We start from the raw sequence: 9,153 nt of genomic DNA on the forward strand, positions 1-9,153 counted from the left end.
GGCCGTTCGCTGTCACAGGTCCTCCCGCAATCCCTTGAAGAATGGATGCCGCACCTTTCCCTCAGCCGACTTGGCGCGGTACTCGATTTCAGCAAGCAGTTTTGGCTCGACCCACGTACCCTTGTGCGCAATGCGCTTGGCGTAAGGCTGCGTCCTGCGTCGTAGCGGCTCCAGGCGCTTGCGCAGTTCGGCGGCTGACGTTTTGTCGAAGCCGTGGTCGACCTTGCCGGCGTAGATGAGATCATCGCCCTTGCGGCGGCCGAGATACACGCCGTCCCACTTGCCTTCATCGAGCGCGAAGCCGGCGATGGTCAAGGTTTCGCGTTGCGCGCACGTCGTCTTCGTCCAGTTGTTATTCCGGCCAGAGTTGTAGACGCTGTCGCGAACTTTGGAGACCACGCCCTCCAGCCCGACCTTGCAGGCATGGGCGAACATCTGGCGGCCGTCCATTTCGAAACTTTCGCTGAACTGCACGTCGGTGCCGGCGACGACCTTCTTCAGCTCGGCCTTGCGCTGGACCAGCGGCAGGCTGCGGAGGTCTCGTCCATTGAGATAGAGGAGGTCGAAAACCACGAGTACGATCTTGGAGGACGTGCCCTTGAGCTCATTCTGAAGCACCGAGAAATCGGTCGTACCGTCAGCAGCCGGGACGACAATCTCTCCGTCGATGATCGCCGAGCCTGCCTTGATGTGCCACGCGTCCTCGGCGACCTTCTTGAAGCGCCGGGTCCAATCGTGCCCACGGCGCGTGTAGATGGTCACGGCCTCGTTCGCCAAATGCATCTGGACGCGATAACCGTCGAATTTGATTTCGTGAATCCACCGATCTCCGGAGGGCACCCTCGGGACGGAGGTTGCCAAGGCCGGTTCGATAAAGCCCGGGAAGGGCGCCTTGACGCCGATCGCCGGTGCCCTTCGCTGACGCTGGGACGCCACTCAATCACTCCACGCAACAACTCATTTGATTCGAATCTTTTTGCGGGGATTCGTTCCGGCCTCGCGGCGCGACCAAACGAGACACAAGGAACAAACTGAATCTCCATTCGTTTTCGCAAGGCATGGAGGTGCGATATGGCTAAGGCGAAGAAGGCGACCGCTCGTGGTCGCAAGCAGGACCGCGCGCGCGTAGCGGGCGGGCAGGATTACGAGGTTCGTTACGAGGCGAAGAAGACCCGCCGCTCGGCCTCGGCGGTGAAGAAGGCGGTCAAGAAGGTGGGCAGCAGCCGGAAGAAGGTGGAGCGGAAGTTGGGCCGGTAAACCAACAACTTCCGCGGCCGTGCGCTGGGATCAGGAAGTGATAAGGTGGACATCATCAGGCGATGAACCGGTCGGGGAACCAGCATCAGCCGGGATGCATAAACGGTTTGCTGCGAAACTTGCCCGCCTGGATGTCTTCATTGAACGCCTCTGGAAGGTCGTCAGTATCGCAGACCAGCCCGAGTAGTGCGAATGATCGCCTAAAGCCGCATAAAAATAGGCTCATCGACTTGTCCACTGTCACTTGGTATTCGTAGTCGAATTGCTCGTGAAGGCTGGTATTTGCGCGCTGAAGAATAGGCGTCCGGCCCAGCACCGAAAGTATCTCATTCGGAATCTTGCCGTCTATCACTTGAACGTTGCTGAAAAATCGTATGACGATTACACCCTCAACCGGAACGATCCGCCCAGCGTGTTTGTAGTGCAGCGCGCAGAACAGTTTGGTGCCAAAAGCCCGCAACGCCTGCCAAAATTCTGGCTGACCAATTGAGATAAGCGGAAAGTCCCCGAGTGTCTGATAGCCGTCTATGGATCGCCCGGTCTCTTTAAGAAAGCGTCGGACCTCATTTGCGGAGAGCCGCATGCCTTTGTACGCTTCCGGGAAGGCGTAGTGTACAGCGGCCATGGCGCGACGCATCTCGCGATTTTGCGTCTCCGTGGTGAGATCGTTAGCGTTCATGATGCGGGCGAGCATCGCGACGATCTTTTCGTCGTGACGCGTGAGGTTGTTGCAGGCGTTGCAAGCGGGGAAGTTATAGCCGTCCGGCCATCTTCGCTCGTCGAAGATACCCCGAGCGGGTACATGATCTTCAGTTTCAGCAGGCCTTTTACCGCCGCAAAAGCAGCAGATCGGATGTGCGGCAAGGAATGCTTGTTTGCGTCGCTTTCTGTCCCCCATGCCAATGTCTCTACGCTGGGTTGCTGAGAGGCGCAATATGCATTGGAACGGCTACACCCCGGTTTGACACGTCAGGCAAAACACTGTCAGAATAGCATCATCGAGACGAGTTTGTTTTTGGCCCGCGCCGGTTTTCCGACGCGGGTTTTTTGTGTCTCGATCCAAGATTGACCGGAGTAATTTTCAGATGGATTTCCCCCATGACCGAAGCGGTGAACTACAACCTTCTTTCCCAAAATGCTCTCGCCAGGGCGGCGGCTCGCCGCGCCCTGAAGCAGCGGACGCTAACTGAAATCAAATCCTTGGCGCGGACGCATACGAACCTCGCCATCAAGACCCTCGTGCAGATCATGCGCGACAAGGAAGCTCCCGCCCATGCCCGCGTGATGGCGGCCAACGCCATCCTCGACCGGGGATGGGGCAAGCCGTTGCAGCCGATCACGAGCGAAGATGACAACCCCATTCGCTTCGTTCACCGCATCGAGCGCGTCATCGTGCATCCTGGCGACGACGTGACGATGGAGGCGCATATCGAGGAGAGCGTGCAGCAAGCGCCGATCAGTGTCCTCGGTAGCGTCGGCGCGGTGCGCGACGGCGATGCTTCTTACGAAGAGCTTTGGTTGCAATCGCAGGAGCAGGCATGAGCGACATACTTCGGAAGTTGCTTCAAACGCGGGTTCAGCCAGCGCCGAAACCCGAATGGCCGCGATGGATCGCCGAGGCGCTTGCATACAAGCCCGAGAGCGCAGTGCAAGTGAAAGCACCGCCCAAAACGGTCCCAGCGGGCCCGAACAGGCGAGATGATTATCGGGCGTTGACCCGAATAAGGAACACTTGAAGCTTGAGCCCGCAGGAGACCGCGGGCTTTTGACAGCCGATGTCGGCTGCTGGGGGCCGAGTGGACATCTTCTAAGAGCCAGAGCATTTCAGCTTGTGACCCGGAGCGGACATGGCGTGATGACCGACAGAATCGTTTCAGCGCCATGACCACATAAAAAAGACCGATAAGGTAGGAGAAATTCTGCGCATTCAACGCTTTGGGGTGCGCCCGCGAATATGGTCAAAGCCTAGCTTGATTCCGGCGAAGCGCGCTTCGACCATCGGCTCAAATTCGAGGTCGGTGAAGATATAGGGCCAGTCGTTTTCGACGCCTTCGCGGACGAGTTCGCCGACATAGAGGGGGTCGATACCTTGAGCGACGCGTTCCCGGATCTGGTCGATCCGTTCGGCAATCGGGCCCGAAGTCGGCGGGGCACGGACTGCCCCGACGAAGCGCTTGGGGAGGTTGCGGCCTGAGTTCATGATTTGAGTGCGGACGTACCCAGGACACAGCACCGATACGCCAATTCCGCGGGGCGCGAGCTCTTGCCGCAGCCCCTCGGACAGCGCGACAACGCCATACTTTGAAACGTTGTATGCAGTGCTCGCTCCTGAAATGAGGCCTGCGAGCGACGCTGTGGAGACGATATGTCCGCCCTCGCCATGCTGCTCGACCAACGGCCCGAAGATCTCGATCCCCCAAATGGTAGCCATCAGGTTGACGCCCAAGGTCCAATTCCACGACGCATCGGTCCAGGTGCCGTAGGGCCCACCGCCGCCGACGCCTGCGTTATTGACGAGAATATGGACCTTGCCGTAGCGGGCTGTCGTGGCCTCGGCCGCAGCCGCGAGTTCGGCTTTGAGTGAGACGTCCGCCTTCACGCCGTCGACATCGACATTAGTGAGCCGCAGTTGCTCGAGCGCTTCGGACAGCGCCGCCTCTTCAATATCGCAAAGCATCACTTTCGCCCCAGCCTGGGCGAAAGCGGTCGCGATCCCCAGTCCAATGCCCGACGCCGCACCGGTCACGAATGCTGTCTTTCCCGCCAGTTCCTTCACGCGCATTCTCCTCCAGGCGAGCGGACACGCTCGCGCTACAACGCCAAGTTTTAGCTGACGCTCACCGCACTTTCAACGAATCGGAAGCATCCAGGATCATCCCGCTCCAGATACCTCGCGGGTCGATATCTCGGTTCGAAAGAACGTAATCGATCTCGCCGCGCGTAGTGCCGATGTCTATCAACTCCCTATCGCTTAGGCCGGACAAGGCGGAGCGCAATTTCAGACAATCGCGCCGCTCCTGAAAGGCATCCCGGTATTTCCGAATGAGACGAGAGGTGTAACGTGTCGATGCGGATGTCCTTTCCAGCCAGGTCGTGCTGTAGGTCGTGCTCATTGCGATGTCTCCCTCGGACGGTGTTTTCCACCCGCGCAGGGTGCCAGGAGATCGACAGGCGTGCTTGACGCGCAGCTTACATTTTCCTCACCGGCAGCTTATTCTTGCCGTTTCCACCGTGGCCAAAGCGCTGACTTGTGACCGCGGCCTCTGATCTAGGGAATTTTATAGCTTGCGTTATTTCTTCGAGGACTACGCATTGGATCCCGACCGTCGCGAGCTAACTCGCGGCGTCAATGTTGTCCTCGTGGCACCGCAGGTCTTTGACCTGCTAGAGTACCTTATCCGCAACCGGGAGCGCGTCGTCAGCAAAGACGACCTCATTAGTGCCATTTGGAATGGGCGCAGCGTGTCGGATGCAGCGTTGACGACCCGCCTCAATGTCGCCCGCAGCGCGGTTGGTGACACAGGGGAGGAACAGCGCCTCATCAAGACGTTGCCGCGGAAGGGCTTCCGTTTTATCGGGCCAGTGCGAGAAGAAGCGGGTGATAGCCGGGCAGTCACTGACAACAGGGTAAAACCAGAGAAACTTACACTCGCGCTCCCCGATAAACCCTCTATTGCCGTACTGCCGTTTGAGAACATGAGCGGCGATCCCGAACAGGACTACTTTGCAGACGGAATGGTGGAAGAAATCACTACTGCTCTTTCGCGGTTCAAATGGTTGTTCGTGATCGCGCGCAATTCGAGCTTCACATTCAAAGGCAAAGCTGTAGACATCACGGAGGTCGGACGCAGGCTTGGCGTGCGCTATGTCCTTCAAGGATCTGTGCGCAAGGCGGCGGGGAAAGTTCGAATCGCAGGGCAGTTGATTGACGCGGTTACAGCCGCGCACATCTGGGCGGACAGGTTCGAGCGCGACCTGACGGATGTTTTCGCTCTGCAGGACGAAGTCACGGTCGCGGTTGTCTCAGCCATTCAGCCAAAGTTGCTCCAAACGGAAATAGGATTGGCGACGCGGCTGCGACCGGAGAACCTCACCGCCTATGACTTCTATCTCCGTGCTATGCAGCAGTATTACCTGACAACCCGCGAAGGTTTGGCCGAGGCGATCAGGCTGGCGCATGGAGCTTTAAAGCTAGACCCTCGGTTCAGCTTTGTCGCGGCACTCGCAGCTACCTGTCACCTGCGGAACATCCTGTGGGGCTATGCAGTCGATCCTCAGTTCGACAGGAAGGAAGCAATTCGGCTTCTTCGTTGGGCTTTGGATATTGACGATGATGATCCAGATACGCTGGCGCTGGCTGCAGCGACATCAGCCTTCATGGTCGGCGATTGCGAAACTGAGATTGAATTAATTGACCGGGCGGTTGCGCTCAACCCAAATTCCTTTGTGGTATGGAGTTGCAGAGGCCAAATCTACAGAATAGCAGGACTGTACGAGGAAGCGATCCGCAGCTTTGAACGGGCCATTCGCGTGAGCCCGGTAGATCCGCGGCTACACCTGCTGTTTGCTGGGATGGGGAGTGCCCTTGTTGAGCTTCGTCGATTTGATGCAGCCATCGCCGCAGGGAAGAAGGCCCTTCGTCAGAACCCCTCCGATCTGGTGGCTTACCGCTATCTAGCATCCGCTTTTGCTCATCTCGGACGTGAGGCCGAGGCCCGTCAGGCGGCGGCGAATGTGCTTGCGGTTGATCCTGCCTTTACAATCTCAGCATTCATCGCGCGGGGCGGGCAGTCAAACGCGAAGCTGTTGGTCGAAGGACTTCGCAAGGCCGGGTTGCCAGAGTAAGCTCATGATCGCCTGTGCAGCCGAGGTGATTGAGCGCGAGACGCAAGTGCAATTGGCCCGGGCGGACTGAGCGCCTGAGCGCAGCGATGTCTGCTTCCTAAGCGTGACCCGAACAGCTCTAGCAAGCTGCCTAAGTCAGCCTATGACCCGTAGCAGACTTCCTCTATTCATGGAAAATTGAGCATTCACCGTGTTCTCGGTTGACGGAGTGCTGCTGTGCAACCCACAAGTGGGGTGGCGTTGTCGGCATTTTGGTCCACCGGTCAGAACCGAGATTAAGTGTGATCCCTCTCTGCAAAACCGTCGGTTTAGCTCTGTTTGCTGCTACGAGCTTATCGGTAGCGGCTTGTTCTCCCCAGGAGGACGTCCATCTCACCTGCGCGACGACCATCTTTGTCGCGGACAACCTTATGGAAACCGGCAAAGTCCCGACTGACGCTGCGCTGCGACAGAAAGCGAACGACGCTGAGATCAACCACCAGAACGCGTCGACGACTTTCAGAAGGTTGGACACACGTCAGCCTGAAGGAGAACGTGAACGCCTTTTGGAGCTTGCTTTCATTTTTGGGAATGAACGCGATCGCATTCTCAAGGAGCTATCGCCAAAGGAAATCGTCGCCCGGGCGAAGACCTGTATCGAACAGGCACCTCCGAAAGGGCGAGGGTTTCCACGTCCTGATGGCAGCTTTTGACCGAAGGGCGACGGCCGCGCCGGCGCACTAACCGCTGGCATGGAGGAGAAAGTCTGGTGTACTTCACAGCCTTTCTGATCGTAGTCGTCTTGAGCGCCGTGGCATCGTTTCGTCGATCCAGGACTTTATCACAGAATTCTCAGGGGGCTGCCTCGGCCCAGCGGCTTAAAGCGCGGCAACAGGCGCTTTGGCCGGCGATGTGCGCGGCGATCTTTGCGCTCGCGCTGCTCGCATTTCATCATGTTCAAGACAAGCAGGACTTTGGCCCGTCTGTGGCACTCAACCTCGCGGCGTTTACCGCCGCTTTCTTGGGCGGCTGGTTTCTTGGCGTCATTGGCGGGATGGATTGGGATTGAAGCGCGCGATAAGCGCAAAGAGAAGAGGTGCGCCGGATTGTCGCCGCTGACGAGCTACCATGATGTGGGCATCGTCCTGTCGATGTCTGGTTTTGGCCCATCGCGTCGCAGCCGATGGCCAACGAAATGTCAGCGGTCAGGGGTAGACCGGGCTTAACTTAAACTCGGCCGACCGTCGCGATCGACCCATCCCTGCCCCAGCGGAATGCTCGGTGGGGCGTCGGCTGTCGGGTGTAGAGCGGAAGCCGATTGCAGCGGTCGGGACCGACGATTTTGACCCGAAGCGGACAATCAACCTTCCGGCACCCCGGCTAGGCGCAGACCCCCGTAAAATCGCTCGCGGCCGGCAAGGAAGGTCGGATTGTTACTGGGCGCGGTGTCGCGCAAGCGGCGGATGGTGAAGGTCGGATCAAGTGCTAGGGCTGCCTGCGCGGTTGCCTTCGCTTCATCCAGTTCGCCAATCCGCGTCAACGCGTCGGCGAGCCAGAAGTGCGAAAGCGGATTATTTCGATTGGCCTCGATGCTTCGCCTTAACCAAACCACGGCTTCCTCGCCGGCACCCAAGTGCAATTTGGCTCCGCCAATGACGATCAGCCAACGGAAGGCTCTTATGTCACGAGGAGATAGCCGGAGCGCTTCAAGGATGTGCGCCTCGGCTTCCTCCGCCCGGCCGACGTATATTTTCGCCAGACCGATCCACGCGTGAGCCTCGGCCAGATTGCGGTCCAGTGCCAACGCTCGCTCGCATGCAGCAATGCCATGCGAGGCGCGATTTGTGTTGATCTCAACGAGACCGAGCTGCAGGTGCGCCATGGCGTGTTGTGGTGCCAACGACAAGGCCCTGCCCAACAGCGTTTCTGCCGCTGCGAGACGAGGGGCCGCGTCGTCCGTCATGAAATTCGCTGATAAAATCACGTCGACCTCCGCTCTGCCGACCAAGGCTTCCAAGCAGGCCGGATCGAGCGCCAGGGCACGTTCGAAGAAGCGCTGTGCTTGCGTGAGGTGCTCAGGGGTATGCCCCCGGTTGAAGATGGCTCTGCCTCGGAAATACAGATCTATCGCGTCCGGGTTTGCGGTGCTCTCGGCTCGCCGCGCCTCGGCTGCAATCAGTTCGGCATTCAGCGCGTTGGCCAGCCGAGATACGATTTCGTCCTGCAGGTCCAAAAGGTCGACGAAAAGCTTGTCGAACCGCTCTGCCCAAAGTTGGTTACCCGTTTCGGCGCTGACCAGCTGTACGTTGACGCGAAGCCGGCGACCGGCCCGCTGAACCGACCCCAGCAAGATATAGCGGACGTTCAATTCGCGTCCGATCTGTTTGAGATCGATCGGCTTGCCTTTGTAGGCAAATGCGGTGTGTCGGCCTATCACGAACGAACCGCTGATGCGCGACAGGTCCGTGTTCAGGCTCTCCGTCACGCCGTCGGCGAAATAGTCCTGCTCGCTGTCACCCCCAATGTTTGCGAAGGGCAGCACCACAATGGAAAGACGAGGTGCAGGGGCGAGGCGGGACGTGTCGGTACTGCCATGTGTAGCGGCAACCGCACGCCAATGATCTTCATGGACCGTGCCGACGAAGCGAAAACCCTTGCGCGGCAGTGTCTTGATCAAGTGCTGCTTTTCCCCGCTGTCGCCGATGGCGGTCCGGGCGGCATTGAGGCGGGTCGTCAACGCGGCATCCGAGACAATGCGGCCGTTCCAGATTGCGCTGATGATCTCGTCCTTGCTGACCACGCGTTCCCTGTTGCGGATCAGGTAATGGAGCAGGTCGAACACCTGCGGCGAGACGGGGATCAAGTCGGCGCCTCGACACAGCTCGCGCCGCTCAGTGTTCGTTGCGCGGTGCAGTTCGCGCCGGTCGGTGTCCAGTGCGTAATCCTGAAAGAGATAACGCAAGCTGCCATTCCTTCTGGGGGGGCTCTGAAGCCCTTGAGCACGAAGAATAAGCTGCCGGTAAGGAAAATGTAAGTCATCAGTTGAGCGCGCAGGCGCATCTTGCGGCAAGC

Annotated in this window: 10 protein-coding genes; 5 read left to right on the forward strand and 5 right to left on the reverse strand. The window is 58.8% G+C overall.

From position 1 onward, the window contains the following. Nucleotides 1-12: 12 nt before the first annotated feature. Nucleotides 13-936, reverse strand: a complete 924-nt coding sequence (gene ligD / locus I6F28_RS32240) for a non-homologous end-joining DNA ligase (protein ID WP_225130325.1) — start codon at nt 934-936, stop codon at nt 13-15. 135 nt (nt 937-1,071) lie between these two features. Here ligD and I6F28_RS32245 point away from each other — a divergent pair, with 135 nt between their 5' ends. Then, nucleotides 1,072-1,257 (forward strand): DUF3606 domain-containing protein, encoded by a 186-nt coding sequence (locus tag I6F28_RS32245; RefSeq protein WP_225130327.1) that lies wholly within the window; start codon nt 1,072-1,074, stop codon nt 1,255-1,257. Nucleotides 1,258-1,342: 85 nt separating this feature from the next. Here the strand turns inward: I6F28_RS32245 and I6F28_RS32250 are convergent, their stop codons facing one another. Beyond that, nucleotides 1,343-2,155, reverse strand: a complete 813-nt coding sequence (locus I6F28_RS32250) for a hypothetical protein (protein ID WP_225130329.1) — start codon at nt 2,153-2,155, stop codon at nt 1,343-1,345. A gap of 200 nt (nt 2,156-2,355) precedes the next feature. On the opposite strand from I6F28_RS32250, the gene I6F28_RS32255 reads away from it, so the two are divergent. After that, nucleotides 2,356-2,799 (forward strand): hypothetical protein, encoded by a 444-nt coding sequence (locus I6F28_RS32255; protein WP_225130331.1) that lies wholly within the window; start codon nt 2,356-2,358, stop codon nt 2,797-2,799. A 385-nt stretch (nt 2,800-3,184) separates the two neighbouring features. On the opposite strand, the gene I6F28_RS32260 is transcribed toward I6F28_RS32255, so the two are convergent. Both I6F28_RS32260 and I6F28_RS32265 read right to left on the reverse strand, forming a co-directional pair. Continuing rightward, nucleotides 3,185-4,033, reverse strand: coding sequence for an SDR family NAD(P)-dependent oxidoreductase (locus tag I6F28_RS32260; RefSeq protein WP_225130333.1), 849 nt, complete (start codon nt 4,031-4,033; stop codon nt 3,185-3,187). A 61-nt stretch (nt 4,034-4,094) separates the two neighbouring features. Further along, nucleotides 4,095-4,370 carry a YjiS-like domain-containing protein gene (locus I6F28_RS32265; RefSeq protein WP_225130335.1) on the reverse strand — a complete coding sequence of 92 codons (276 nt, stop codon included), beginning with the start codon at nt 4,368-4,370 and terminating at the stop codon, nt 4,095-4,097. A 172-nt stretch (nt 4,371-4,542) separates the two neighbouring features. Here I6F28_RS32265 and I6F28_RS32270 point away from each other — a divergent pair, with 172 nt between their 5' ends. From I6F28_RS32270 to I6F28_RS32280, 3 genes are all read left to right on the forward strand, one after another. Continuing rightward, nucleotides 4,543-6,102 (forward strand): winged helix-turn-helix domain-containing tetratricopeptide repeat protein, encoded by a 1,560-nt coding sequence (locus I6F28_RS32270; protein WP_225130337.1) that lies wholly within the window; start codon nt 4,543-4,545, stop codon nt 6,100-6,102. A 281-nt stretch (nt 6,103-6,383) separates the two neighbouring features. Next, the gene (locus tag I6F28_RS32275) at nt 6,384-6,794 is read left to right on the forward strand and encodes a hypothetical protein (RefSeq protein WP_225130339.1); all 411 of its coding nucleotides are present in this window, start codon (nt 6,384-6,386) and stop codon (nt 6,792-6,794) included. Between the two features lie 56 nt (nt 6,795-6,850). After that, nucleotides 6,851-7,150, forward strand: coding sequence for a hypothetical protein (locus I6F28_RS32280; protein ID WP_225130341.1), 300 nt, complete (start codon nt 6,851-6,853; stop codon nt 7,148-7,150). Between the two features lie 291 nt (nt 7,151-7,441). Here the strand turns inward: I6F28_RS32280 and I6F28_RS32285 are convergent, their stop codons facing one another. Then, nucleotides 7,442-9,043, reverse strand: a complete 1,602-nt coding sequence (locus I6F28_RS32285) for a winged helix-turn-helix domain-containing tetratricopeptide repeat protein (protein ID WP_225130342.1) — start codon at nt 9,041-9,043, stop codon at nt 7,442-7,444. Nucleotides 9,044-9,153 lie beyond the last annotated feature (110 nt).

Source organism: Bradyrhizobium sp. NBAIM14, from assembly GCF_020193895.1.
Lineage (GTDB): Bacteria > Pseudomonadota > Alphaproteobacteria > Rhizobiales > Xanthobacteraceae > Bradyrhizobium > Bradyrhizobium yuanmingense.

Coding starts and splice junctions, on each gene's coding strand:
- I6F28_RS32245 (WP_225130327.1), top strand. CDS start 1,072: ATGGCTAAGGCGAAGAAGGCGACCGCTCGTGGTCGCAAGCAGGACCGC.
- I6F28_RS32250 (WP_225130329.1), bottom strand. CDS start 2,155: ATGGGGGACAGAAAGCGACGCAAACAAGCATTCCTTGCCGCACATCCG.
- I6F28_RS32255 (WP_225130331.1), top strand. CDS start 2,356: ATGACCGAAGCGGTGAACTACAACCTTCTTTCCCAAAATGCTCTCGCC.
- I6F28_RS32265 (WP_225130335.1), bottom strand. CDS start 4,370: ATGAGCACGACCTACAGCACGACCTGGCTGGAAAGGACATCCGCATCG.